This is a genomic window from Streptomyces sp. NPDC019224, from assembly GCF_040632605.1.
Lineage (GTDB): Bacteria > Actinomycetota > Actinomycetes > Streptomycetales > Streptomycetaceae > Streptomyces.
In genome coordinates this window covers 1-22,937 of sequence record NZ_JBEYCF010000025.1, presented here as the reverse complement: position 1 = coordinate 22,937, position 22,937 = coordinate 1, and the positions used below count along the sequence as shown (strand labels likewise).

Here is a 22,937-nt window from a genome sequence, read left to right as displayed (position 1 = left end):
GAAAGGCCACGGCCTCATGAGAAAGATCTCCCTGAGCCTGGCGGCGCTCGCCGCCGCCTCCTCCCTCGTCCTCACCGGGTGCAGCAGCGACTCCAACGACTCCAAGGAGCCGAAGTCCAAGGGCGCCACCTCGGAGAAGGACGTCCTGACCGCGTACAACCCCCAGCCTGCGAGCAACCTGAAGCAGGGGGGCAAGCTGACGCTCCCCATCGTCGAGATCCCCGACCAGCTCAACAACTTCAACGGCGACGCGTCGCTCTACTCGGGGAAGATCGCCTGGTTCTACCAGCCGGTCCTGTCCTTCAATGACCCCAAGGGCAACATCACCTACAACAAGGACTACCTCACCGACGTCAAGCAGGAGACGGTGGGTGGCAACACCCAGGTGACGTACACCATCAACCCGAAGGCCAAGTGGAACGACGGCCAGGACATCGACTGGACGGCGTTCCGGGACACCTGGGGCGCGCTCAACGGCAAGAACAAGGAGTACAACGTCGGCTCGACCGACGGGTACTCCAGCATCACGTCGGTCAAGAAGGGCACGGACGCCAAGCAGGCGATCGTCACCTTCAAGGGCACGTTCGTCTACTGGAAGTCCCTCTTCTCCGGGATCATCAACCCGCACATCGCCAAGGCCGACGACTTCAACAAGGCCTACGTGAGCAAGCCGCACGCGGAGTGGGGTGCCGGTCCGTACACCATCTCCAAGTTCGACGCCAAGGGCGGCACCGTCACCTACAAGCCCAACCCCAACTGGTGGGGCGAGAAGCCGCATCTGGACGAGTTCACCTACGTTCAGATGGAGGCGAGCGCCAGCATCAACGCCTTCAAGAACGGCCAGATCGACGCGGTCCAGGCGACCAACGCCGAGGAGCTCAACCAGGTGAAGGGGGTGAAGGGCACCGAGATTCGCCGCGGCACGACCACCTCCAACAACCTCCTCGTCTTCAACAGCACCTCCCCGCAGTTCAAGGACGTGGCGGTGCGCAAGGCCGTGATGGAGGGGATCGACCGCTCCCAGCTGGCGAAGATCACGTTCCAGGGCCTCGGTTACACCGAGCCGCTGCCCGGCTCCTTCAACCTCTACCCCTTCCAGAAGGGGTACCAGGACAACTTCGGCAAGCTCGTGAAGTTCAACCCCGAGCAGTCGAAGAAGGACCTGGACGCCGCGGGCTGGAAGGCCGGTTCGGACGGGGTGCGCGCCAAGGACGGCAAGAAGCTTGAGCTGAGCTTCCCGACCATCGGTGACAGCTCCACCGTCAAGGCCCGTGCCACCGCCATCGCCCAGATGATGAAGAGCATCGGCGTCAAGGTGAACATCGAGGCGCACCCCTCCGCCGACTTCAACAAGGTGTTCACCAAGCGCGCCTTCGACATCTTCGGCATGGGCTTCATCTCCAGCGACCCGAACGGGCTGCTCTACATCTGCCAGATGTACTGCTCCGACTCCACGCTGAACGTGTCCCGCTCGGTGCCGAAGAGCATGGACGAGGAGACCAAGGCCGTCAGCAACCTGCCGACGCTGGAGGAGCAGGTCAAGGCCGGCAACGAGGTCGAGCTGAAGGCCATGGAGACCTACGGCATCATGCCGCTCCACAACGGCTCCACCATCTGGTCCGTCAAGAAGGGCCTCGCCAACTACGGCTCGGCCCAGTTCTACGGCCACTACGGCACCATGGGCGCCCCCGAGCTGCTCGGCTGGCAGAAGTAATCGCTTCCGGGGTTCCGCGGCACTGACGCAAAACCCCGGGGCCCGGCCGCATCGCCGTACACCCGACACCGCCCGGCAAGCCACTCGGCCTGCCGGGCGGTGTCGTAGGCTGACGCAGTCGAGCACGGACGCACGGATGCGCGCAGGCGGTCACACCACGACAGAAACGGCGCCGCCCCGGGTTCAGGTACAGCGGCGCCGAACGTCAGGAGACCAGGGCCACCAGGGAGATCTCTTCCTTGCCGACCTTTTCGGTGCCGGCGAGGACCGCACCCAGCGAGGCCAGGACGCCGGGCGCCGGGCGGTAGTACACCCAGGTGCCGCGCCGCTCGGAGGTGAGCATGCCCGCTTCCCGGAGCTTCTTCAGATGGTGGCTGACCGGGGGCTGGGAGACGCCGACGTCGGCTATGTCGCAGACGCATGCCTCACCGTTGGGATGTGAGGCCACTTTGGACAGGAGGGGGTCGGTCCTCACGCCGAAGCCGCGGGACGGCCCATGACGGCGTCGGCAGCGCTGGGGAAGCAGGCCACGCAGGCGACGTTGATGGAGTAGAGCATCGAGGTCCCCTGGCGCTCGCGCAGGACGAAACGCACGTCCGCGAGCAGCTTCAGGTGGTGGGACACCGTCGACTGTCCAACGCCCATCCGGTCCACGATCTCTCCGACACTCATCGGCCCGGTAGCCAGCGCGAGGAGATTGAGGATCTGCACGCGGGTGGGGTCGGAGAGGGCCTTGAACCAGGTTGCGTAGGACTCGGCCGTGCTTCGGTCGATCAGCTGGGCATTCATCGTACCGCTCATGATTCATCGATGTTATTCGATGACCACCCGCGACGGCAAGGTTCGTTCCGCGCAGAGGGGACCTACGGAGGGCCCACGGGGGCTCGTCGGCACCTCATGCGCGCCCGAAACCGCCGGCACGAGCGACTGCGCAGGCGCCACATGGAAGGCGGCCGCATCGGTGCGACCTGGGAACAAACTCCCCTCCCCGGCTGCCGCCACCGAAAGCGCGAGACGGATCCCTTCGGCGCGACGAGGGGCACCGGACACCCATTGCCGGACACCCATTTAATCGTCTATCATCGATATTCGATAAAGGGGATGCGGATCGGGCCTCCCCACGCGGCTCGCCACGTCCCCCGTATGCACCTTCACGGCGCCGCTCCCCTCGTGTGTCACCGTCTCAGAGAGGTTCACCCGTGGACGAATTGCGGGCCCTTGGCCTGTTCATCCTGTTCGAGGTGCTGCACTACCTCCCGTGGTTCCTGGTCGCCATCGTCCTGGGAATCGCCGTACAGCGTCTGTCGATCGACGTGGTCGCGCGCCGCAGCTTCGCCCACGGACGCAAGGGCGTCCTCGGCATCGTCATCGTCACGGCCATCGGAGCGTTCAGCCCCTTCTGCTCCTTCACCGTGATCCCCCTGATCCGCCGCTTCCTGATAGCCGGCGTCCCGCTCTCGGCCGTGATGGCGTTCTGGATCGCCTCCCCCTCCATGGACCCGGAGATCTACGCGCTCTCCGCCGCCCAGCTCGGCTTCCCCGTCGCCACCGCCCGTCTCATCGGCGCCCTGGTGCTGAGCTTCGGCGCGGGCCTCATCGTTCTCGCGCTCGAACGGCGCGGACGGTTCGCGGACCCGCTGACCGCCTCCACCGAGGAGAAGGCGCCCGCGAAGAGCTGCTCGCAGGAGGCGGTGAGCGTGCCGGAGACCGCGTGCTCGGCGGCGAAGACGACCGTGCCCGAGACCGTGACCGTCGGAGGCGGAAGTGACAGCGGTGGCAGTGCTGCCGGCCGGTGCGGCGGTGCCGCCCAGGAGGCCGAGCCCGCTCCTGCGGCCGGTGGCTGCTCCACCGCCGCGCGGAACGACGCGGACGACGACGGCACCCCGTGGCGCGTACTCGTACGGCGCGACATCAAGAACCTCCACGCCGGCGAGATCCTGAAGGAGATCGTCAGCGACTCGCTGATCCTGGGCAAGTGGCTGCTCCTGGCGATCGTCCTCGAGGCCCTGATCGTCCGATACGTACCCACGGATGTCGTCTCGGGCGTCCTGGGCACGGACGGCGTCCTCTCCGTGCTGATCGCCGCACTCATCAGCGTCCCGCTCTACCTCAACGGCGTCGGTGCCATCCCGGTCGTCGAGGGACTCCTGGACCAGGGCATGGTCGCGGCGGCCGGCGTCACCTTCCTCCTCGGCGGTGCCATCACGACGATCCCGGCCATGGTGGCCGTCAAGAGCGTCGTCAAGACGAAGGTCTTCGCCTTCTACCTCGGCGTGGGCCTCCTCGGAAGCATGGGTGTCGGCCTCGTTACGCTGCCCCTGCTCTGACCCCGTACTCCTCCTCGCCCCCACCCACGCTCCTGCGGCGGCCCCCGACGCCGCAGGAGCGTCGCCGTACCCGCTGACGAACACCGTGCGTACCCTGTCCGGCGGGAGCGCGCCGAGGCAAGGAGCACGCATGACCACACCCCCGCACCCCGGAGTCACCCTGGCCCCGATGACCGACGACCACGCGTCGGCCGTCATGGCGATCTACCAGCAGGGCATCGACGAGGGCAACGCCACGTTCGAGACCACCGCGCCGCCGTGGAGCGCCTTCGACACCGCCAAGCTCGCGGCGCACCGGCTCGTGGCACTCGACGGGCACGGGCGGGTGGTCGGCTGGACCGCGGTGTCCCGTGTCTCGGCCCGGCCCGCGTACGCGGGGGTCGTCGAGCACTCCGTGTACGTCGGTCCCACCGCGCGCGGAACCGGCGTGGGGCGCACGCTCCTGGAGGCGTTGATCGTCTCCACGGAGAAGGCGGGGATCTGGACGCTCCAAGCGGGCATCTTTCCCGAGAACAGCGCGAGCCTCGCCCTGCACGAGTCCACCGGATTCCGTGTCCTCGGCCGGCGGGAACGCGTGGCCCGCCATCACGGCGTCTGGCGCGACGTCCTGCTGGTGGAGCGCCGTAGCCCGGTCGTGGAATGACGATGCCGGTCACCATGGTGACCGGCATCGGGCCGCAGGTTCGTGGGCGGTGCGGATCGTGCCCGCACCGACCACGGTGGCAGGGAAGCCCGAAGGGCAGATCCATGCCGTCGAGCGCCGCTGCGCATCCGCAACGCCTCTCGCGGTCCAGGACGGAGACGGTCTGCAGGACCAGGTCCTTCAGGCGCTCCACGTTCGCGCCGAAGACCAGAGGACCTCGTCCCGGGAGACGCCTTCCCCGCGTTCCACGCCGCGTCGTATTCGGTGACGAGGGCGATGGAGGTGTGGCAAAGGGCGAGTTCGCGCGCGAGGACGGCTTCCGGGTGCCCGGTCGACGGCCCAGGCCGGGTTGACGGCCGTCGGGCGGGCGGCGGCGAGCCGCTGTGCGTCGGCGCGCACGGCCTCCTGCCCGTCGCCGGTGATGCCCGGTGAGCAGTGGGCGTACGCCTGGAGCGCGACGCCCAGGGCGCCCGCGAGACCTATGGAGGGGGCGCCCCGTACCGCGAGTGTCGTGATGGCTGTGATGACGTCGTCCACGGCGTCCAGGCGCAGGAGCCGCCTCTCGTGGGGCAGCGCGCGCTGGTCGAGGGTGACGATCGCGTTGTCGTCCCCGCGCGGTGACGGCTGGCCGGAGGGCTTGCTCACGGGCGGCGGCTCCTCGGAGGCCTGAAAGGTGGAACCGGTCAGTCGGCCAGAGGGCGCGACCGCAGTTCGACCAGGGTGGGCGCGGCGTCCACGTCGGCGGTCACCTGCTCGTGGTCCTCGCCGACGGCGATGACGTAGCCGTACCGGTTCATGTACGCCCGGGGCGGGAGGGCCAGCCGGGTGCCGGGGCCTGCCGTCGCGACCGCGCTGTGCACCGTGGGCCCGAAGAGGTCGTTACGGACGGTCACTTCGACTGCCTCGCAGTCGGCCTCCGGGTAGAGGAACCTGATGGCTGCGGTCCTCCGCGTCTTCGGCACGGTCTCGGGGGTGAGCCCGGCCGCCACGTGGGCGGCCGCGACCGCCGGGTCGGTCCCGGTGGCGAGCATCCCGATGAGAGGGATGAAGTCGCCGCCGAGGCGCGCGTTGATCTCGACGAGGCGGGGACCCTGGGGGGTGAGCTTGAACTCGGTGTGCGTGGCGCCGCGTTGGAAGCCGAGCGCCTTGTGGATGCGGTGCAGCTGGTCCAGGAGTTCGGAGTCCCGGAGGAGGGGGTCGGCGGCGTCGACGGTGTGGCCGGTCTCTTCGAAGTACGGGTCCATGCCGACCTGCTTGCGCGCCACGATCATCGGGGTGCACACGCCGTCGACGACGACCGCGTCAATGCTGATCTCGGGACCGGTGAGGTACTCCTCGACCAGGACGTCGGCCTCGTAGCGGGGTACTCCGGGCCAGTTGGCGGAGCTGGCCGCCTCGAAGGCCGCTTCGACAGCGTCGCCGTGGTCGGCCCGGACGACACCGAGGCTGCCGGCGAGTCCACGGGCCTTGACCACCACGGGGTAGCCGGTCGCGTCGGCCGCACGGCGCGCCTCGGCCGCCGTGGAGACCGGGGTGCAGGCCGGCTGCGGCACGTCGGCTGCCGTCAGCCGTGCCCGGGTGGTCGCCTTGTCGCGGCAGGCGAGCACCGCGTCGGGCGCGCTTCCGGGCAGGCCGAGCTCTTCGGCGAGGCGCGCGGCGGCGTGCACGAGGGACTCGTCGTAGGTGAAGACCCCTGCGACGGGAAGCCGTTGCATGACCTTCTTCGCCTCGACGAGAAGTTCGTCGAGGTTCTTGGTGTCGAGGAGTGAGGTCCCCTCCACGTACGGCAGTTGCCAGCTCGGCTCGTGGGCGTCGAGGAGCCACAGGCGGAAGTGGCGTGAGACGGCCGCCACGATGTACTCCCGGTAGCGGCGGTCGCCGCTGCCCATGAGGAGCAGGACCGGTGCCTCGGTGGTAGACGCGTGCGGGTGGGGCGTGGCGGCCATGGCGGGGAACCTTTGCGTCGACGTGTGGTCGGGGCCGAGGCCGGCCGACGGAGGGGGTGGAGCCCAGGTCGGCAACAGCACTGTCGGCCGACGGCCGGAACCCTGCCAGCATTGAGCGATGTATGTCAATAGATCGATGAATGACTGAAGGATCACCCCTTGCCCGAGTCACCGCCGCACGGTGCCCCTGCCCTGGTTCGCCCACCTTTGCAGGTGCTTGCGAAAGCCAGTCAGGTTACCCAGCGTGGGTGTTCATGCAGATGAGACCAGTAAGGGCCAAGGGCGCCCACGCACCTTGCAGTCCTGCGAATTCCGCCGTCAGGACTGCAAGGTGGCGCCCGGGACGCGCGAAACGCGGCGAAAACCGATCAGTGACCATCGATGATTCGGACGTGGCGGACAGCTCCGGATCCGACCCGCCCGACGCGGTCGCCTGCGTGGCCCACCCACCTGCGCCGGGGTCGCCAGAGAGGCGGGAAGGGAGTAGGGAGTAGCGTTCGCGCACGAATCGCGATCCGCAGCCCGCAGGGTCACGGGTGAGCGGACGTCGAGGCCGCGCGGGCGCTCGAAGGAGAAGCGGCCGGACTTCACGTCCACAACACCGGCCGGACTTCACGTCCACAACACCGGCCGGGCCCAGATGGCCGCAGCATGGCTTCGCCACTTGGCCGGCGGCCGGATCGAGGCCCGTTCGGCGGGCTCCGCGCCGGCTTCGGCGGTGCATCCGGCTGCGGACGAAGCGATGCGCGAAGCCGGGATCGACAGGGGAGAGGGACGCCGCGGCGGTGCGTGGAACCAGAACGGTCAGAGCGGCGAGCAGTCGATACCTCGGGGGAAGGCATGCTTCCGGAGCTTCCGAAGAGCATCCCAGCGGATCGAGAACCAGGCCCAGGTTCCTCGCTGTTCGCGGCGCAACAGCCCTGTTGTGGTGAGGATCTTGAGGTGACGGCTCACCGTGGGCTGGGCCAGGTCGAGCGACTCGGTCAGGTCACAGACGCAGAGCTCTCCGGCCGGCGCCTGGTCGATGAGGTGGACGATCTGGAGGCGGGTCTGGTCGGCCATTGCTTTCAACTGGGCGGTCAGCAAGTCGACTTCGCCGCGGTCGATCAGCAGCCCTGGGGAGCACGGAACGCATCGCTCCTCGTTCACGTCCTCGATCGGTATGCTCGTCGGCGGAGTTGCCATCCGGACACCATACGATCCGACAAGATCGCACGCGAATCCGAGGATCGATATCCGCCAGGGGTTCACCATTCGTTCACCCGGACGGCATCATCGCGGAAGGGTCTCGCCGGCCCGGGCGGCCTGCGCGTCCAGGACGGCGAAGTCGAGACCGCCGAGGCGGCGCAGGTGACAGCCGGCGGCGAGTCCGGCCTGCCCGCCGCCGATCACGACGACGTCCACGACGCGCGTCATTCGCCGGCCCTCCTGCCACGCATGAAGACGACCGCGACCAGTGCCAGGCCCACGACCGCGCCGATCAGCTGCATGCCGATGAACGCCGGGACGGAGGCCGGGGCGATGCCGGCGAAGGTATCGGTGAACGCCCGGCCGATGGTCACCGCCGGGTTCGCGAACGACGTCGACGAGGTGAACCAGTAGGCCGCGCCGATGTACGAGGCGACCGCGACGGGCGCGAAACGCAACCGGTCGGTACGGGCCAGGCCGAAGATCAGCAGGATCAGGCCGGCGGTCGCCACGACCTCGCCGAGGAGGAGGTTCCCGGCCGAGCGGTCGTGCGTGGACCACTTCACCAGCGGCTCGCCGAACATGGCGTCGGCCAGGATCGCGCCGAGGATCGCGCCGACGATCTGGGCGGGGATGTACACCGCGAGCTCGCGGGCGGTCACGCCACCACCCCCGCGGCGAGCGGTCCACCACTCGGTCAGGGTGACGACCGGGTTGAAGTGGGCGCCGGATACCGGGCCGAGGAGCGCGATGAGGACGCCGAGGCCGAAGACGGTGGCGGTGGAGTTGGCGAGGAGCTGCAGCGCCACGTCGTCGGTGAGTTGCGTGGCCTGGATGCCGGAGCCGACGACGACCGCCACGAGGGCGGCGGTGCCGACGAGCTCGGCGGCCGCGCGTGCGACGAGCGGGGTAGGGGGCGGGGTGGCGCCGGGCGCGGGCTGCGGCGACGGGGCGGTGGCTATGGCGTCGCTCGCAGCGGGCTCGATGACGGTCACGGGTCGGATCTCCTCGGACAGGTGAGGCGAAAGCGGACCGGCCGTGCCCTCAGGGGCTTGGCCGTCCGGCCGCGATCGCGAGCGAATGGAGGCAGCCGGCAGGTGTGGCGACGGTCTCCTGGACGGTGGCCGTGCGGTGCGGCGTGCCCCTGGCGCCCGTCAGGGGCACGCGTCCATGGGGACGTCGTCGCTCCTGTCGGACGTTGCGCGCGCCGGGACCGGCACGCAGACGAGCACGGCCGTGCGAACCGTGGCCGGAAGCTTGGGCTCCGGCCACGGCCCGGGTGTGACGACATGGTCAGCAGCAGGTGCCGCCGGGCTCGCACTCCTGCGCGCCGACGGTGCTGTCGACCGGCTTGTGGGCGCGGATGATCGCGGCGTGGAGGCCGTCGGCCGCCTCCTGGGTGAAGACGACCTCCGCGTCCTTCAGGCCGACCGCCTCGAGGAGTTCCTCGTACTCGGAGACGGACAGCGCGCCGGCGATGCACTGGCTGTGCCCGCCGCGCTCGGCCCGCTCCTCGGGGCTGAGCCGGTCCTCGGCGACGACGTCGCTGATGCCGAGGCGGCCGCCGGGGGTGAGGACGCGGGCCATCTCGGCGAAGACGGCGGGCTTGTTCAGCGACAGGTTGATCACGCAGTTGGAGATGATCACGTCGACGGTGTCGGCCGGCAGCGGGATGGACTCGATCGTGCCCTTGAGGAGGACGACGTTGTCGATCTCGGCGTCGGCGACGTTGCGGGCGGCGAGGGCGAGCATCTCCTCCAGGAAGTCCAGGCCGAAGACGCGGCCGTCGGGGCCGACGCGCCGGGCGCTGAGGATGACGTCCAGGCCGCCGCCGGAGCCGAGGTCCAGGACCGTCTCGCCCTCGCGCAGTTCGGCGACGGCGCTCGGGTTGCCGCAGCCGAGGCTGGCGAGGAGGGCGGCGTCCGGGGCGGTGCCGGGGCCGATCTCGTCGTACGCGGCGGGGCCGAAGGTCTGCGGGTCGGGCGAGCAGCAGGCGCCGCTCGTCTCGGCTTCGGCGGCCTTGGCCCGGTAGTACTCCCGGACCTCTTCCTGCAGGCTGCCGGCGGTGGTGGTGTCGCTCATGACGAGTGGTCCTTCTCGGTCAGGCACCGGCGGGGGCGAGGCGGTGCACGGGGCGCGGGTAGGAGGGCTTGAACGACACCGGGGAGGTCGCCGAGGAGGTGACGGCGGTGGCCAGGTCCGCGGCCCTGACCGCCTCGGTGACGGCCGTGTCCAGGGCCTCGGGCTCGCAGGCGACGCGGGCGTTGACGACGGCCCTGCCAGTCGGCGCGTTCGCCTCGGTGGCGCGGTCGAGGGTGGGCTGCGCGCCGGATTCGGTGAGGCTGAGCTTGGCGAAGTCCCCGTCGGCGGTCTCCACGGTGATCTTGGCGTGGCCGATCACAGCGTCGTGCTCCGCGGCCCAGACGGACAGCTCCTGAAGGACGGTGCGGGCCCAGGCGGTCGCGTCGAACCCGTCCCCGGCGGCGGTGAGGTCGAGGTCCTGGTTCATCCAGGCGAGCTGGGCCTCAGCGGCCGCGTAGCGGTCGTAGTCGATGTCGAGGACGACGTCCTCGTTGGTGGCCGGCGCCTGCCACGCGTCGAGCAGATTCTCCAGGTGAGCGCCGGTGGTGGCGGAGTATCCGACGACGGTCGCCTTCGGGTTGCTCGCGCGGAGCGAGGCGAGGAGTTCCTCGGCCCGGTCCGCCTTGATGGTGTCCAGCTTGTTCACGGCGATGACATCCGCTTCGGTGACCTGCTGGCGGAAGAGGTACGACAGGTCCGACTCCGGCTCGCCCCGCTCGGCGGCGCGGGCGAAGGCCAGGTGCCGCAGCGGGTCGACGACGGTGGTCAGCGGGGCGACGACCATGTCGTCGCCGTAGTACTGGCGCAGCGGTCGTACGACGGTGGCCTGGAGGTCCGTGCAGCTGCCGACGGCCTCGGCGATCACGGTGTCGACGCTGTCGGAGGCGACCAGAGCGACGATGGCCTCGACGAGGTCCTCGAACTTGCAGCAGAAACAGCCGCCGGTGACTTCGGCGACGCTGTCGATCTTGCTGCGCACCAGCTTGGTGTCGACCAGCTCGACCCCTTGGTCGTTGGTGATGACGGCGACCTTGCGGCCCTGCTCCTGGAGTGCGAGCGCGGCGGCGGTCATGGTCGTGGTCTTGCCCGCCCCAAGGAATCCGGTCAGGGGGATGAAGGTGATCATGTGGTCCTTCTCGTCCTTGTCGTGGTGTCGGGTGGGATCAGCCGCAGCAGCTGTCGCCGGAGCCGCCCAGGAGGGGCAGGTCCGCCGGCTGGGCCGGGGCGGGGGACGCGGCACCGAACGCGACGCGCCTGCTGCTGCCGAAGGCGTCGAGCCAGGCGCTCGCCTGCGGCCGCAGCGCCGGGTCGGAGAGCAGCATCGAGGTACGGACTTCGCGCGGGGTGCAGCCGCGCAGGGCCTTCGCCTGGTGGGCGCCTGCGCCGAACTCGACGGTGCGCAGGCCCTCGGCGTACGCGTCGCGGACGGGCGCGTCCAGGACGAGGGCGAAGTAGATGCCGCTGCGCTCGCCGATCGCGGCGTAGTCGAAGCCGGCCCACTTCGGGAAGAGGCGGTGGTTCTTGCGGATGGTGACGCAGGTGGCGACCAGCGCGCCGTCCTTGTAGCCGAGGTAGGCGCGGACGTCCGCGCCCTCGTCGATGAGCGCGGAGAGGACGCCGACGATGTGCTCGGGCTCCTCGCCCGCGCCGTTCTTCTCCCGGTTGAGACAGGTGAGTTCGGCGATGCGCGCGACGTAGGGGCGGATTCCGGTGCCGTCGGCGCGCTCGATCGTCACGCCGGCGGCTTCGGCGCGGCGGACGTCGCCCTTGATGCGCTGGCGCTTCTTCAGCGGCAGGGCGGCGAGGTGTCCTTCCCAGTTCGGCGCGTCGAGGCTCATGAAGTCCTCATAGCCCCAGAAGGTGGTGGACGCGCCGGCGGCGTCGAGCGCGTCGACGAGGGCGTCGTTGCCGCGCCGGCTGGGAATCCAGGGGGCGACGATGCAGCGGACGCCGGCCTCGAAGGCGGCGGGCACGAGCTTGTCGATGATGGACCCCATCAGGGTGGGGGTCCAGAAGTTGTAGGCGACCTCGGTGCGGTAGCCCAGGGGGGAGCCGAGCAGGAGCGTCGGGAAGAAGGGCTCGGTTCCCAGGGCGTCGACCTCGGCGCTGCGCGCGGCGTCGGTCTCGGCGCCGCAGCACACCTCTTCACCGGAGGGTGCCTGCCACCCCAGGTAGGTGCGCGGTTCGTGGTCGACGACCGGCGGGGTGGTGAGGATGTAGCCGGGGAGGAGGGCCAGTTCGCCGCGGGCGCGATGGGCCAGGGTGTGCCAGGGCTGGACGTCGGGGAGTACCTTCTCCGTGGCCCGCAGCCAGGTGGGGCCGAGGTACGGCCACGAGTCGGTGAGGCCGGCGAGCTCGCCGGTCCAGTCCATGTCCGGGAGTGCCTGACCGGTGGAGATGACGACGCGGGGTGATCCACCCATGTCGGTGTCCTTTTCTCGTGAGCGGGAGGTCAGCACTTCACGCAGCAGCGGATCTTGCCGGCGTCCTCTGCGTCGGTGCGGCGCTCCTGCCAGAGCTCCTCGACGCGCTTGTCGGGGTGGGTCCACTCGACCCAGAAGCCGCGGTCGACGGTGGCGATGTCCTCCATCCAGGGCGAGGAGAGCAGCGGGGAGCCCTTGAACAGCAGCAGTCGGGTCTGCAGGGCGGTCGGGTCGGTGACGCGGGCGAGGCCGGTCTCGACCAGCCAGTCCTCGAAGCCGAGGAGCTCCTCGTACTCGATCCACGGGGTGAAGGGGATGAACGTCGGGTACAGCTCGAAGCCGATCCGCTCGGCCTCGGCGACCGCCTCGCGCATGTGGTCGACGTCGATGTGCTTGTCGAAGATGCGCAGGATGCGGTTGGAGGGGAACTCGAGGGCGCAGGTGACGCGGCGCAGCCCGAGCGAGACGAGCTTCTCCAGTTCCCTGGTGTAGTCGAGGACGTGGTCGACGCGCGTCGTGAACTCGAACGTGATCGGCCCGATGGCCTCCACGAGCCGCTCGACCACACCGATGCCGATGGTGCGGGAGTTGAAGAACTCGGCGTCGATGAAGCAGAAGTGCCGGACGCCCTCTTCCGCGAGCTGCAGGGCGTCGGCCAGGACGCTGTCGGCGTCGTAGGCGGCGACACCGCCGTCGTAGGCGCCGTAGACGGAGCAGTACGTGCACTTGTGGTGGCAGCCGCGGGACGCCTCGATGTTGCCCATCAGGCCGAACGGCGAGTGGTGGGCCGGGTAGTGCACGAGGGAGGGGAACAGGTCCCGGGCGGGCTTGGTGACCGAGATGCGCCGGCGCGGGGGCTTGGTCCGCATGCCCGTGCGGGTCATCAGGGCGGGCACCGCGTCGAGCGCGATGGTGCCGGCGGCGAGCTGGGCCAGCTCCTCGCTGATGAGCTCGGGCTCCTCCATGATGATGCCGTCGGCGACGTCGAGGAACTCCCGGTGGTTCATCTGCGCGTACTGGCCGAAGGTCACGACCGTGGTGCCGTACGCCTCCGAGACCCTGCGTGCCAGGTCGATCCCCCGTTCGAGGCCCTCGAACTGCTGGACCGAGACGAGCGTGAGGTCGAAGGGACCTTCCGGAATGGCGTCGGGAAGCAGGTGTGCGTCCCAGCCGACGACGTCGGCACCGTGCTGCTGCAGAGCGGCGGCCGCGCACGCGGACGTCAAGGGCTGGAGCTCCGCTTCGAACGCGGAGGCCACCAGAACACGGGGACTACTCACACTTCCCCCTAAGGAGTGATCAAGGAGCGTGACGGATCGAGATGCGGCCGGGTCGGAGCCCAGGTCGGTAACGACGCTGTCGACCGACGGCCGGAACCCTGCCAGCGTTGAGCGATGTATGTCAATAGATCGATGAATGACTCAAAGGCCATCTCCTCGGCCTTCCGTTGCCGCAGAGTGGCGCTGCCCCGATTCGCCCTCCTCTGTGGCTGGTTGCGAAGAGAGGTCATCCGCTTGAACCCTGTTGTTCACACAGCTCGAAGCCGCCGAGGGCGAAGGTTTCGACTGGATGCCCCTACGGCTTCGGAATTCGTGACCGACCCCGGACAGCGCCCTCCACCACCCCGGTGTGTGACTCAAATTCAATCGCCGAACATCGATGATTTCTCCCATCAAGGTGTCGCCGGGGAGACTCGGAGGCGGTAACGTTCGCCCACGGCCTCACGGTCCGCACCCGGGGTCAGCGGGTGGGCGGATACCGATGCCTTGATGCTTCAGGCCCTGCAAAGGGGAGCGGGCCGAGCACCAGTCGGGCGCCGGCGAGTCCACCGTGCTGCGCGCCCTGGTCGACCTGCTGCCCCACGGGCTCCGCCGTCAGGGCGAGGTGGTCCTCGGCCCGTCCCGTCCGGTACGGCAAGGGCGACACCGGCCTGCGCAGCACCGTCGTCCTGGTACCGCAGACCCATGTGGTCTTCGGCGGCAGCACCCTGGCAACGCCCTGTTCGGCCTCCGTCACCTGGTGCGGGCGGCCCGGACGGAGATGCACGACCGTGTCGAGCAGGCACTGCGCGAGGCCGGCCGGTGGAGCGAGATCTCCAACCGGCTGGACACGCCGGCCCAGACACTGCCCAACGGCCAGCGCCAACGGCTCTCCCGGGCCTCGGCCCTCGAGCCTGCGGCCCGTACCGCAGGAAGCAAACGGAACGGCTGTCCGGACCCGGCGGGGCAGGCGGGCCCGAAGATCCGCCCCCTCGTCGCCCAGCGCATCCTGGCCGTCGGCCCCGATCCCGACGCGCGCATGTTCACCGGCCCACGGGGCGGCCGTGTCTCCACCGCGGTCCTGCGCGACGCGCCCCCTTGGGACGACGTCGTCCTGAAACTCGGCTACGAACACCTGCGCCGCCACGGCCTCCGGCACACCGGACTCACCCGGCTCGCCGCCGCCGCGCTCTCGGCGCACCTCAGCATGCTCCGCGCACCCCGGCCCCTGCCGGGCCCGATCGTGGTCGCCCGCTGACCGGTCAAGGCGAGTTGGTCCCCGAATGGTCCCCAAAAACGGTCAGGGGCCGTTTCGGATTGCTCCGAAACGGCCCCTGACCCGCGACTTCGAAAAGTCGGGACGACAGGATTTGAACCTGCGACCCCTTGACCCCCAGTCAAGTGCGCTACCAAGCTGCGCCACGTCCCGCTGCCGCTTCCCGGGTCTGACCGGGTGGCGGCTGCAGGACAAACATTACCTCACTCGGAGGACCTGATCGACGCGCGTGCCTGCTGAGCGCGTGCGGCCAGTCCTTCCGCGCCGCAGGCCGTGGCCAGTTTGTGGGCCCGGGCCAGTTCGCGGGGCGAGCGGGTGGCGATGCCGTAGTCGACGAGCGCCTGGGCGAACTCGTAGCCGGAGGGCGACGCCTCCAGGTGGCGGACCGCCTCGCCCAGGAGGTGTACGGCCTCCTCCGGGCGGGCGAAGAGGGCCACGCAGCGCAGGGCCTCGCCGATGGCGGTCTCCGTGCCGAACCGCTCCGCGTGGACCCGGGCGGTGTTGGCGAGCTGGGCGGCGCGGCCCGGGTCATCGTCGGCCAGGGCGCGTGCCAGGTCGCCGGCCCAGGGTCCCCAGATGCCGTTGAACCTGCCGCGCGGCTCCAGCGCCCGCCCGGCCGCCTCCAGCTCGGTCACGGCCTCCTTGATACGGCCTTCGGCCAGGAGCAGGCGGCCCCGGACGCAGGGGGCGTCCGGCAGCACCATGGCACTCGGGTAGGGCAGCCCGAAGTCGTACTGGTCGGCGATCTTGCGGGCCTCGGGGACCCGGCCGCGGGCCAGCAGCGTGTCGATCAGCAGGCAGGCGGCGTCCCAGTGGACGGGGAGCCCGCTGCCGACGCGGTCCGCGAGGCGCAGCCCCTCGCGCAGGAAGCCCTCCGCCTCGGCGAGGCGGCCGCGGCGGCGGTGGACCAGGCCGAGGAGGGTGTGGGCGAACGCCAGGTGGGCGCCGCTCCAGCCGGAGATCTCGAAGGCCCGGACCGCCTCGCCGAAGAGCTCCTCGGCGCGGTCGAGGCGGTCGGTGAAGGCGTAGGTGATCCCGACCATGGCGGGGAGCTCGAAGCCCCACTCGGAATCGGTCCAGCCGAGTCCGCGTGCGGGGTGGCCGTCCACCAGGGCGCGCTCGCAGAGGTCGACGATGACCTCGGCGTTCTCACCGCGCAGCATGGCGTCGAAGGCGCGCAGGGTGAGCAGGGCGCGTTCGGCGTTGTCCCGGCCGGCGAGGTGGTCGGCGTTGGCGGCGAGCCGGCGCGAGCGGCCCGGTCCGTCCTCCTCGGTGGCCTGCATGCCCTCCCAGAGGAAGTGGGCGGCCTGGAGGCGCATCAGGCCGGGTCCCGGCGCCGTGCGCTCGGCCTCGGCCGCGAGGGTCAGGGCCGCCTCCTTGAGCTGGTTGTTGTGGGACAGCGCGGCGGCGAGCCGGAAGGTGGCGTCGACCCGCAGCTCGTCGGCGAGGCCGGGCATGTCCAGGGCGGCCCGCAGGTGCTGCACGGTGGTGGCCGGGGAGCTGAGCAGCGTCGCGCAGCCGAGCTCGTACAGCAGGGTGGCGCGTGCGTCGTGACGCGGCGGCTCGTCGAGGGCACGCTCCAGGCAGCGCCGGGCGGCCTCGGGGGCGCCGACGGCGAGGTGCTGCTTCGCTGCGGCCCGCAGTTGCTCGACGAGTTCCTGGTCGTCGTCCGGGTGGACTTCGAGCAGGTGGCGGGAGGCCGCGGCGGGGCCGAGCCCGGCGCGGGCGATCGCCCAGGCGGCCCTGCCGTGCATGGCCGTACGGGTGGCCGGCGGGATGGAGCGGTAGACGGCGGAGGCGATCAGCGGATGCACGAACTCCAGTGGGTCGAAGCCGCTGACGATGCGGGCCTCGCGCAGCCGGGCGGTGCAGTCCGCCGCCTCGGCCGGGCTCATCCCGGCCAGGGTCGCGGCGAGGTCCTGGGAGATGTCGGTGCCGAGGACGGCGGCCGCCCAGGCGAAGCGGTTGGCGTTGGTGCCGAGCCGTTCCAGCCGGGCGACGAGGCCGCTGCCCCGGGCGGACGCGCCGAGTTCGCGCAGGAGCCCGGCGGACTCCTCCAGCGGGACCAGCTCGCGGTCCTGGACCTTGGCGACGAGCTCGACCGCCTCGTACGGGTTGCCACCGGTGACGGCCCAGACCTCGCGGCAGAACGGGTCGTCGGCGTGCTCGCCGAGGGTGGCGCGGACCAGCTCGGCGGTGGCGTCGGGCGTCAGGGCGCGCAGGGCGACGCGGATCTGCGTGGGATGGCCGCCCGCCGCGTTGCGCGCGGCCTCCCGGGCGGCGAATTCCTCGGGGCGGTGGGCCTGCACGACGAGGACGCGCAGGTCGCCTAGGCGGGCGGTGAACGAGGCGAGCCAGGCCAGGGATTCGCCGTCCGCCCAGTGGGCGTCGTCGATGACGAGGAGCAGCGGACGGTGGCTCAGCCGGGACGCGAGCCGCTTGACGACGTAGTCGAGGCCGTCGCGCACACCCTGCGGATCGGGCTGCGGGCCGGAGGGCTCGGCGAGGCCCAGGGCCGGGGCGGCGACGTCGAACCAGGGGCCGAACAGGGCCCGTACGTCGTCCGGCGGGAACTGGCCCAGTGCGGGCTGGAGCAGTTGCCGTACGACGTGGAACGGCACCGAGGTGACCGTCTCACCGCCGCGTGCCGACCAGATGGTGCACCGGTCCGCCGCCATGGCCTGGATCTCTTCCAGGAGCGCGGTCTTGCCGATGCCTGCCTCGCCGCTGTAGATCAGCAGCCCGCCGGTGGCCTGCGCCCCGCAGAGCGCGTCGATGGCTTGCGCGGCAGTGGCGAGTTCCGGTTCGCGCTCATAAAGCGGCCGGGACGGCTTCATGCCTACCCTCCCCCAAAGTGGTGACCATGGTGGCCGAGCCTAGTCGCGCGCGGGGTCGCTCCGACAGTGGTTCGGCCAGTTCGCCGCAGGTGCGGGGCACAATCGGGGTGTGAACGAGACACGCAGGGACCGGAACTCCGAGGGACGGGCGCACAACGCGCGCCCCCGCGACGGGCTGGGACGCCCGCTGCCGTACGGGTCACCGGGGGTGGAACGGCAGCCGGAGGGTGTCGAGCGCACCGCCGGTGAGACCGTCCGGGAGGCGCAGCGGCTGCTGGACGCGGGGATGCCGTTCCACGCGCACGAGGTCTTCGAGGACGCCTGGAAATCGGGCCCCGACGGAGAACGGGAGTTGTGGCGGGGGCTCGCCCAGCTGGCCGTGGGCCTGACCCATGCCGCCCGGGGCAACGCGACGGGCGGGGCGCGGTTGCTGCGGCGGGGCGCGGCAGCGCTGGAGGCGTACGGGGCCGGCGAGGCGCACGGGATGGGGCTCGGGGAGCTGGCCGGCTGGGCGCGGGAGTTGGCGGCGCGGGTGGAGCGTGCGGGCGCGGGACCGGTGGACGCGGCGGCGGAGGCCCCGAGGCTCCTGGCAGGCCCCTCCTAGCGGCAGCCAGGTGCACCGTGCCGTGAACTCGGCCTGGTTTCGACGGTGTTGGTTGACAACGGCGAACACGCCCCGGTGGAGCCATTACGATCCGGCGGCATGAGCACTTCTGACCAGGACCGAGCCGTGGAGGCCCCCGTAGTGGATGCGCCGATAGCCGAAGACGCCGCCCAGGACGTGCGGGACGACATGGCGGACGGCCTCACGGAGGGTGGGGACACCGGGGAGCGGCGGCTGACTCCGCGCCAGGCGAGACGGCTGCGCGTCGTGCTCTCGTCGGCCGGTATGGCGGCGATGGCGGTGGTGCTCGGGCTGCGGATCGCGAGCCGGTCCTCCGTCCTGGTGGTCGGGGTGTACGGGCTGGCGCTGATCCTCTGCGGGATCGTGGTCGAGTTGAGCCGGAACGGGCGTACGCGTCTGGGGAGTTGGCTGCTGGCGGTCGGGCTCGTCGCCGCGATCGGCTCGGACTGGCTGCTGATTCCCTGAGCCGTCGCCGTGAGACGTGCCCGGGCCACCGTGCGGTGGTTCGTCGCGCGACGTCCGTACGGCACGCCGTCGGCGTGGGGGAACGCGCGGCGGCGGGCGGCGGGCGAGGAGGGCATCCTCCGACCGGCGCCCCCGGTCGGCCGCCGCGGACGGGCGTCCGTGGGGCCACCGGCGTACCACCGTCAGGTCAGGAGCAGCTGCAGACCGCCGAGGACGGTGGCGGCCAGCACCAGGCGCTCGAAGAGCCGCTGGTTGATCCGGTCCACGCACCTGCGGCCGAGCCAGGCGCCCGGCAGCACGAACAGCAGCAGGCAGGCGTCCAGCAGCAGGGACTGGCCGTCGATCAGCCCGAGGCCCACGCTGAACGGCACCTTCGAGGTGTTGACGATCAGGAAGAACCACGCGGAGGTGCCCAGGAAGCCCAGCTTCCGGAATCCGGCCGAGAGCAGGTAGAGCGACATCACCGGCCCGCCCGCGTTGGCGACCATGGTGGTGAAACCGCCGAGCACCCCGTACGAACGGGCTTTGAGCCGCTCGGCGGTGGTCGGTGGCCCGTCCTTCGCCCCGGGTTCCGCGACCGCCTCCGCCTGCCGCCGGCGCCAGACGGTGACACCGGCCATGAACACCAGGATCGCACCGATCGAGGTCCGCACGGTGGCGTCGTCGGCCCACATCATGAACAGGGTGCCCGCCACCACGCCCACGGCGACGGCCGGGAAGAGCCGCAGCAGGGTCGGCCAGTGCGCGTGGCGCCGGTAGACGAGCACGGCGAGCACATCGCCGGCGATCAGGACCGGGAGCAGCACGCCGGTGGACTCGCGGGCGGGGAGTACCGCCGCGAAGACCGCGAGGCTGATCGTGTTGGCGCCGCTGACGGCGGTCTTGGAGAAGCCGACGAGTGCGGATGCCGCGGCCAGCGCCGCCAGTTGCCAGAGAGTAAGTGTGTCCATGCCAGGCAGAGAGCGTAATCCCGCCCGGCGGGATCGCCTAAACGTCTGTGCGAATCACCACCGCCAGGGTGCGCGGGCCGTGGACGCCCTCGACCCGTTCCAGTTCGATGTCGGAGGTGGCCGAGGGGCCGCTGATCAGGGTGGTGGGGCGCTCCGGCACCAGCCGTGCCACCGCCTCCGGTACCCCCACCTCCACGGTCGACAGATCGACGACGCACACATGGAGGTCGGGCACCAGGGACAGCGCCCGCCTGCCCTGGTCGGGCGAGCCGTCCAGGAAGATGGTGCCGGTCTCGGCGCAGCTGACGGCGGACGCGGTGACGACCCCGTCGAGGGCGTCCAGACGCGGCGCCGGGATGTCCGCGGAGTCCTGCCGGACCTCGCCGTCGTAGGCGCTCAGCCACCCGGGGTCGAGTCCCGGCGGCACGCCGATCCGCGTGGCGCCCCGGTCCCGCAGCACCTCGGCGACGACCTCGGCGGTCCGGTCGGCGGTGCAGGGGTGGACCTGCGCCTTGTAGTCGACGAGGCGGTCGGTGAACAGGGCGAGGCGTTCCTCGTCGGGCAGGGTGCGCCCGGTTCGGTAGGCGCGCGGTACGGGGGTCTCGCCGGCGGGTGCGAGGGCGAGTGCGTCCCGGACGCGGCCGAGCACGGTCTCACGGGCGGTGGTCACTTGCCGTCCTCCTGCTGCTGGTTGCGGGTGTGCTCGGCCGACGCCTCGCGCATGGCCGCCGCACCCTCGGACGAGGCCAGCCAGGCGCGGAAGGTCTGCTTCGGCGGGGCCGGGGTGTCGCGGCTGTCGCTCCAGCCGGAGAGCGGGGGCGGCAGGTGCGGAAGCTTCCCGTCCCGGCCGGCCAGGACCCGGCCGAGCCGGGAGGCCTTCTGCGCGGCCGTGTAGACGGCGGGCCTGCCCATCACGGCGCCCGCCGCCTTCATGGCCAGCTTCTCGGCCGTGGTGCCGGACCGCTCGGTGTGCTGATGGCGCAGCTCGACCAGCAGCGAGGGGATGTCGATCTTGACGGGGCAGGCGTCGAAGCAGGCCCCGCAGAGGCTGGAGGCGTACGGCAACGAGCTGTTGGGGTCGTCCTTGGCGGCGTGCATGCCGGCGAGCTGCGGGGTCAGTACGGCCCCGATCGGCCCGGGGTAGGTGGATCCGTAGGCGTGGCCGCCGGCGCGTTCGTACACCGGGCAGACGTTGAGGCAGGCCGAGCAGCGGATGCAGTTGAGCGCCTCGCGGCCGATGCGGTCCGCGAGGGCCGCGGTCCGCCCGTTGTCGAGGAGGACGAGGTGGAAGGTCTGCGGTCCGTCGCCGGGGGTGACACCGGTCCACATCGAGGTGTACGGGTTCATCCGCTCGCCCGTGGAGGAGCGTGGCAGGAGCTGGAGGAAGACCTCCAGGTCCTGGTAGCGCGGGAGGACCTTCTCGATGCCCATGACGGTGATCAGCGTGTCGGGGAGGGTCAGGCACATCCGGCCGTTGCCCTCGGACTCGACGACGGAGAGGGTGCCGGTCTCGGCGATGCCGAAGTTGGCCCCGGAGACCGCCACCCCGGTGGTCATGAACTTCTCGCGCAGGTAGGCGCGGGCGGCGGCGGCCAGGTGCGCGGGGACGTTGTCCAGGGCCGGGTCGACGCCGGGGATCTCCTTGAGGAAGATCTGCCGGATCTCGTCCCGGTTGCGGTGGATCGCGGGGACGAGGATGTGCGAGGGCTTGTCGTGGGCGAGTTGCACGATGAGTTCGGCGAGGTCGGTCTCGTGCGCGGTGATGCCGAGGGATTCGAGGTGTTCGTTGAGGCCGATCTCCTGGGTGGCCATCGACTTGACCTTGATGACCTCCTCGCTGCCCGTCTCCTGGATCAGCCGGGCGACGATCTCGTTGGCCTCGACGCCGTCGCGCGCCCAGTGGACGGTGCCGCCGCGCGCGGTGACGTTGCGCTCCAGCTCCTCCAGGAGTTCGGGGAGCCGGTTCATGGTGTCGGTCTTGATGGCCGATCCGGCGTCGCGCAGCTCCTCCCAGTCGGGCAGTTCGCCGGTGACGTTCAGGCGTTTGGCGCGGATGGTGCGGGTGGCGCGGCCGAGGTTGCCGCGCAGCTGCTCGTTGCGCAGCTCGTCGTGGGCGGCGGCGGGGAACTTCCGGTCGCCGCGCAGGTTTCCCGTGCCGTACGGGGAGCGGGGCGGGGTCGCGGGCATGCCGAGAAAGGTTGCGCTCATCGGGCGGCCTCCGTCAGGACGTGCGGCGAGGTGCGGGTGGAGGAGAGGATCTGGGCGAGATGCAGGGTGCGGGTGCCTGCCTTGATACGGGAGAGGCCGCCGCCGATGTGCATCAGGCAGGACGAGTCGCCCGCGGTGCACACGGCGGCGCCGGTGGCGGTGACGTGACGCATCTTGTCCTGGAGCATCGCCGTCGAGGTCTCGGCGTTCTTCACGGCGAAGGTGCCGCCGAACCCGCAGCAGGCGTCCGCCTCGGCCAGCTCGACGAGGTCGATCGCGTCGACGGCCCGCAGCAGCCGCAGCGGCTTGTCGCCGACCCGGAGCATGCGCAGCGAGTGGCAGGTGGGGTGGTACGTGACCCGGTGCGGGAAGTAGGCGCCGACGTCGGTCACGTCCAGCACGTCGACCAGCAGCTCGGAGAGCTCGTACGTCTTCGCCTTGACGGTGGCGACGCCGGCGCGCAGGGCGGCGTCCCCGTACCGCTCGGCGACGATCTCGTGCTGATGGCGGACCGAGCCCGCGCAGGAGCCCGACGGCATGACGACGGCGTCGATGGAGGCGTCGCCGAACTGCTCGGCGAAGTTGCGCACCAGCGGGACCGGCTCGCGCTGGTATCCGGTGTTGACGTGCATCTGGCCGCAGCAGGTCTGGCCCGGCGGGAACACCACCTCGTGGCCGAGGCGGGCCAGCAGCAGCGCGGTGGATTTCACCGCCTCGGGGAAGAGCGTGTCTCCCAGACAGGTGGCGAAGAGTCCGATGCGCATGGGTCTCCCGATCATGGCTCTGGGTGGGCGGGCGCCGCGCGTCCGGCTTATGGTCCGACCATACTACGCTCCCTCCTCACGGGGTCCAGAAGTACGGGATACGAAAGAGCCGCCGCGCCGACACCCCTTCCGGAACCAGCTCGCCCGACTCGCCCCGTACCAGCGGGGTGGTGAGCCGGTCGCGCTGCTGGGCGTAGCGGAAGGCGAAGCGGCCCTTGTCGCAGAGCCAC

At 70.8% G+C, this 22,937-nt stretch carries 19 protein-coding genes, 1 tRNA gene and 5 pseudogenes; 8 read left to right on the top strand and 17 right to left on the bottom strand.

The annotated features are described in order from the left end of the window. The first annotated feature begins 16 nt into the window (after nt 1–16). A complete protein-coding gene (locus ABZ564_RS17880; protein ID WP_360856814.1) occupies nt 17–1,714 on the top strand; it encodes an ABC transporter family substrate-binding protein in 1,698 nt (565 codons plus the stop codon). A 205-nt stretch (nt 1,715–1,919) separates the two neighbouring features. Here ABZ564_RS17880 and ABZ564_RS17875 read toward each other — a convergent pair. Both ABZ564_RS17875 and ABZ564_RS17870 read right to left on the bottom strand, forming a co-directional pair. Further along, nucleotides 1,920–2,168, bottom strand: a pseudogene (locus tag ABZ564_RS17875) (metalloregulator ArsR/SmtB family transcription factor); the annotation flags it as partial. Between the two features lie 17 nt (nt 2,169–2,185). After that, a complete protein-coding gene (locus tag ABZ564_RS17870; protein WP_229902042.1) occupies nt 2,186–2,515 on the bottom strand; it encodes a metalloregulator ArsR/SmtB family transcription factor in 330 nt (109 codons plus the stop codon). A gap of 398 nt (nt 2,516–2,913) precedes the next feature. Here ABZ564_RS17870 and ABZ564_RS17865 point away from each other — a divergent pair, with 398 nt between their 5' ends. Together ABZ564_RS17865 and ABZ564_RS17860 are read left to right on the top strand one after the other, a co-directional pair. After that, nucleotides 2,914–4,041 carry a permease gene (locus ABZ564_RS17865; RefSeq protein WP_360856811.1) on the top strand — a complete coding sequence of 376 codons (1,128 nt, stop codon included), beginning with the start codon at nt 2,914–2,916 and terminating at the stop codon, nt 4,039–4,041. Nucleotides 4,042–4,171: 130 nt separating this feature from the next. Further along, the gene (locus ABZ564_RS17860; protein ID WP_360856808.1) at nt 4,172–4,684 is read left to right on the top strand and encodes an N-acetyltransferase family protein; all 513 of its coding nucleotides are present in this window, start codon (nt 4,172–4,174) and stop codon (nt 4,682–4,684) included. A gap of 180 nt (nt 4,685–4,864) precedes the next feature. Here the strand turns inward: ABZ564_RS17860 and ABZ564_RS17855 are convergent, their stop codons facing one another. Both ABZ564_RS17855 and ABZ564_RS17850 read right to left on the bottom strand, forming a co-directional pair. Continuing rightward, the gene (locus ABZ564_RS17855) at nt 4,865–5,329 is read right to left on the bottom strand and encodes a hypothetical protein (RefSeq protein WP_360856805.1); all 465 of its coding nucleotides are present in this window, start codon (nt 5,327–5,329) and stop codon (nt 4,865–4,867) included. A gap of 38 nt (nt 5,330–5,367) precedes the next feature. Beyond that, nucleotides 5,368–6,630: an ATP-grasp domain-containing protein gene (locus ABZ564_RS17850; protein WP_360856802.1), complete on the bottom strand. Its 1,263-nt coding sequence runs from the start codon at nt 6,628–6,630 to the stop codon at nt 5,368–5,370. Nucleotides 6,631–7,246: 616 nt separating this feature from the next. On the opposite strand from ABZ564_RS17850, the pseudogene ABZ564_RS17845 reads away from it, so the two are divergent. Then, nucleotides 7,247–7,393, top strand: a pseudogene (locus ABZ564_RS17845) (phosphotyrosine protein phosphatase); the annotation flags it as partial. Nucleotides 7,394–7,434: 41 nt separating this feature from the next. Here the strand turns inward: ABZ564_RS17845 and ABZ564_RS17840 are convergent. From ABZ564_RS17840 to ABZ564_RS17810, 7 genes and pseudogenes are all read right to left on the bottom strand, one after another. Beyond that, nucleotides 7,435–7,815, bottom strand: coding sequence for a metalloregulator ArsR/SmtB family transcription factor (locus ABZ564_RS17840; RefSeq protein WP_360856799.1), 381 nt, complete (start codon nt 7,813–7,815; stop codon nt 7,435–7,437). A gap of 117 nt (nt 7,816–7,932) precedes the next feature. Then, nucleotides 7,933–8,046, bottom strand: a pseudogene (locus ABZ564_RS17835) (NAD(P)-binding protein); the annotation flags it as partial. Next, nucleotides 8,043–8,813 (bottom strand): aquaporin, encoded by a 771-nt coding sequence (locus ABZ564_RS17830; RefSeq protein WP_360856796.1) that lies wholly within the window; start codon nt 8,811–8,813, stop codon nt 8,043–8,045. The gene ABZ564_RS17830 and the pseudogene ABZ564_RS17835, both read right to left, overlap by 4 nt. A gap of 298 nt (nt 8,814–9,111) precedes the next feature. After that, complete coding sequence (locus ABZ564_RS17825; protein ID WP_360856793.1) at nt 9,112–9,900, bottom strand: methyltransferase domain-containing protein; 789 nt, start codon at nt 9,898–9,900, stop codon at nt 9,112–9,114. A gap of 19 nt (nt 9,901–9,919) precedes the next feature. Next, complete coding sequence (locus ABZ564_RS17820; protein ID WP_360856790.1) at nt 9,920–11,026, bottom strand: GTP-binding protein; 1,107 nt, start codon at nt 11,024–11,026, stop codon at nt 9,920–9,922. Nucleotides 11,027–11,063: 37 nt separating this feature from the next. Continuing rightward, nucleotides 11,064–12,323 (bottom strand): GNAT family N-acetyltransferase, encoded by a 1,260-nt coding sequence (locus ABZ564_RS17815; protein WP_360856787.1) that lies wholly within the window; start codon nt 12,321–12,323, stop codon nt 11,064–11,066. A 29-nt stretch (nt 12,324–12,352) separates the two neighbouring features. Then, nucleotides 12,353–13,603, bottom strand: coding sequence for an RCCLKC-tail radical SAM protein (locus tag ABZ564_RS17810; RefSeq protein WP_360856784.1), 1,251 nt, complete (start codon nt 13,601–13,603; stop codon nt 12,353–12,355). A 538-nt stretch (nt 13,604–14,141) separates the two neighbouring features. Between ABZ564_RS17810 and ABZ564_RS17805 the strand changes: the two are divergent. Then, nucleotides 14,142–14,480: pseudogene (locus ABZ564_RS17805) on the top strand (ABC transporter); the annotation flags it as partial. A gap of 81 nt (nt 14,481–14,561) precedes the next feature. Beyond that, nucleotides 14,562–14,840: pseudogene (locus ABZ564_RS17800) on the top strand (site-specific integrase); the annotation flags it as partial. Nucleotides 14,841–14,937: 97 nt separating this feature from the next. Here ABZ564_RS17800 and ABZ564_RS17795 read toward each other — a convergent pair. Together ABZ564_RS17795 and ABZ564_RS17790 are read right to left on the bottom strand one after the other, a co-directional pair. Then, nucleotides 14,938–15,011: transfer RNA gene (locus tag ABZ564_RS17795), tRNA-Pro, on the bottom strand. 50 nt (nt 15,012–15,061) lie between these two features. Further along, nucleotides 15,062–17,695, bottom strand: a complete 2,634-nt coding sequence (locus tag ABZ564_RS17790; protein ID WP_360856781.1) for an AAA family ATPase — start codon at nt 17,693–17,695, stop codon at nt 15,062–15,064. 109 nt (nt 17,696–17,804) lie between these two features. Between ABZ564_RS17790 and ABZ564_RS17785 the strand changes: the two genes are divergently transcribed. Beyond that, nucleotides 17,805–18,299: a DUF309 domain-containing protein gene (locus ABZ564_RS17785; protein ID WP_360856778.1), complete on the top strand. Its 495-nt coding sequence runs from the start codon at nt 17,805–17,807 to the stop codon at nt 18,297–18,299. Between the two features lie 99 nt (nt 18,300–18,398). Then, on the top strand, nt 18,399–18,785 hold the full coding sequence (locus tag ABZ564_RS17780) for a hypothetical protein (RefSeq protein WP_360856775.1): 387 nt from the start codon (nt 18,399–18,401) through the stop codon (nt 18,783–18,785). Between the two features lie 182 nt (nt 18,786–18,967). Here ABZ564_RS17780 and ABZ564_RS17775 read toward each other — a convergent pair whose 3' ends face one another. From ABZ564_RS17775 to ABZ564_RS17760, 4 genes are read right to left on the bottom strand one after another with little or no spacing between them, the layout of a single operon-like run. Beyond that, nucleotides 18,968–19,735, bottom strand: coding sequence for a sulfite exporter TauE/SafE family protein (locus ABZ564_RS17775; RefSeq protein ID WP_360856772.1), 768 nt, complete (start codon nt 19,733–19,735; stop codon nt 18,968–18,970). A gap of 37 nt (nt 19,736–19,772) precedes the next feature. Further along, nucleotides 19,773–20,405 carry an LUD domain-containing protein gene (locus ABZ564_RS17770; RefSeq protein ID WP_360856769.1) on the bottom strand — a complete coding sequence of 211 codons (633 nt, stop codon included), beginning with the start codon at nt 20,403–20,405 and terminating at the stop codon, nt 19,773–19,775. Continuing rightward, the gene (locus ABZ564_RS17765) at nt 20,402–21,943 is read right to left on the bottom strand and encodes a LutB/LldF family L-lactate oxidation iron-sulfur protein (protein ID WP_360856766.1); all 1,542 of its coding nucleotides are present in this window, start codon (nt 21,941–21,943) and stop codon (nt 20,402–20,404) included. Before ABZ564_RS17765 ends, ABZ564_RS17770 begins: the two co-directional genes overlap by 4 nt. After that, nucleotides 21,940–22,707, bottom strand: coding sequence for a (Fe-S)-binding protein (locus tag ABZ564_RS17760; RefSeq protein WP_360856763.1), 768 nt, complete (start codon nt 22,705–22,707; stop codon nt 21,940–21,942). Before ABZ564_RS17760 ends, ABZ564_RS17765 begins: the two co-directional genes overlap by 4 nt. Between the last annotated feature and the right edge of the window lie 230 nt (nt 22,708–22,937).

Excerpts from the sequence above, each read along its gene's own strand:
- ABZ564_RS17880 (WP_360856814.1), top strand. The coding sequence starts at position 17 with ATGAGAAAGATCTCCCTGAGCCTGGCGGCGCTCGCCGCCGCCTCCTCC.
- ABZ564_RS17870 (WP_229902042.1), bottom strand. The coding sequence starts at position 2,515 with ATGAGCGGTACGATGAATGCCCAGCTGATCGACCGAAGCACGGCCGAG.
- ABZ564_RS17860 (WP_360856808.1), top strand. The coding sequence starts at position 4,172 with ATGACCACACCCCCGCACCCCGGAGTCACCCTGGCCCCGATGACCGAC.
- ABZ564_RS17850 (WP_360856802.1), bottom strand. The coding sequence starts at position 6,630 with ATGGCCGCCACGCCCCACCCGCACGCGTCTACCACCGAGGCACCGGTC.
- ABZ564_RS17840 (WP_360856799.1), bottom strand. The coding sequence starts at position 7,815 with ATGGCAACTCCGCCGACGAGCATACCGATCGAGGACGTGAACGAGGAG.
- ABZ564_RS17825 (WP_360856793.1), bottom strand. The coding sequence starts at position 9,900 with ATGAGCGACACCACCACCGCCGGCAGCCTGCAGGAAGAGGTCCGGGAG.
- ABZ564_RS17820 (WP_360856790.1), bottom strand. The coding sequence starts at position 11,026 with ATGATCACCTTCATCCCCCTGACCGGATTCCTTGGGGCGGGCAAGACC.
- ABZ564_RS17815 (WP_360856787.1), bottom strand. The coding sequence starts at position 12,323 with ATGGGTGGATCACCCCGCGTCGTCATCTCCACCGGTCAGGCACTCCCG.
- ABZ564_RS17790 (WP_360856781.1), bottom strand. The coding sequence starts at position 17,695 with ATGAAGCCGTCCCGGCCGCTTTATGAGCGCGAACCGGAACTCGCCACT.
- ABZ564_RS17780 (WP_360856775.1), top strand. The coding sequence starts at position 18,399 with ATGAGCACTTCTGACCAGGACCGAGCCGTGGAGGCCCCCGTAGTGGAT.
- ABZ564_RS17775 (WP_360856772.1), bottom strand. The coding sequence starts at position 19,735 with ATGGACACACTTACTCTCTGGCAACTGGCGGCGCTGGCCGCGGCATCC.
- ABZ564_RS17765 (WP_360856766.1), bottom strand. The coding sequence starts at position 21,943 with ATGAGCGCAACCTTTCTCGGCATGCCCGCGACCCCGCCCCGCTCCCCG.
- ABZ564_RS17760 (WP_360856763.1), bottom strand. The coding sequence starts at position 22,707 with ATGCGCATCGGACTCTTCGCCACCTGTCTGGGAGACACGCTCTTCCCC.